Source organism: Aromatoleum toluolicum, assembly GCF_012911005.2.
Classification (GTDB): domain Bacteria; phylum Pseudomonadota; class Gammaproteobacteria; order Burkholderiales; family Rhodocyclaceae; genus Aromatoleum; species Aromatoleum toluolicum.
In genome coordinates, this window is record NZ_WTVS01000189.1 from 1 (window position 1) to 522 (window position 522).

At 63.8% G+C, this 522-nt stretch carries 2 protein-coding genes; one reads left to right on the forward strand and one right to left on the reverse strand.

Translation table 11 applies throughout. The annotated features are described in order from the left end of the window. The coding region (locus GPA27_RS28305) for a bile acid:sodium symporter (protein ID WP_211165307.1) at positions 1 to 217 on the reverse strand (217 nt) is incomplete at its 3' end. Positions 218 to 348: 131 nt separating this feature from the next. Here GPA27_RS28305 and GPA27_RS29385 point away from each other — a divergent pair. Continuing rightward, positions 349 to 522 (forward strand): LysR family transcriptional regulator (locus GPA27_RS29385; protein WP_169143733.1); only part of this gene is annotated, 174 nt, incomplete at its 3' end.

Genomic DNA, 522 nt, shown 5'->3' on the forward strand with positions numbered 1-522 from the left:
CGACCACCAGGTGCAGCCGCCAGTGCGAGAGCCCCGCCACGATGGCATCCCGCGAGAGCTTGGCCCCGTGCAAGAAGAACAGCAGCGCCACCGCAGCCACGGTGATCCCCTCCAGCGCCTGGGCCGCCACGCCCGATGCGGGCAACACGCTGGCGAGGGTGACGGTGCCCAGCAAGGCCAGGGTGAAGTTGTCGGGGAGAAAACGGGAACGGGCCATAGGTGACAGCGCAGCGGCAGCGCAAAAAATGCAAAGGGACATGGGGCACACAAACCCCAAAGACACGCATTGGACCGCAGCCTGATTCCAAAGAGAAATGGATTTCTCTGATGGATTTATGATTCGAGCGCATGAATATCACCCTGCGCCAGCTGCACGTGTTTCAGTCGGTGGCCGCCACCCGCAACTTCAGCCGCACCGGCGATGCGGTGGGACTGACCCAACCGGCCGTGAGCCGCTGCATCACCGAGCTGGAAGCCCAGCTGGGCCTGAAGCTGCTCAACCGCACCACGCGCGAAGTGACG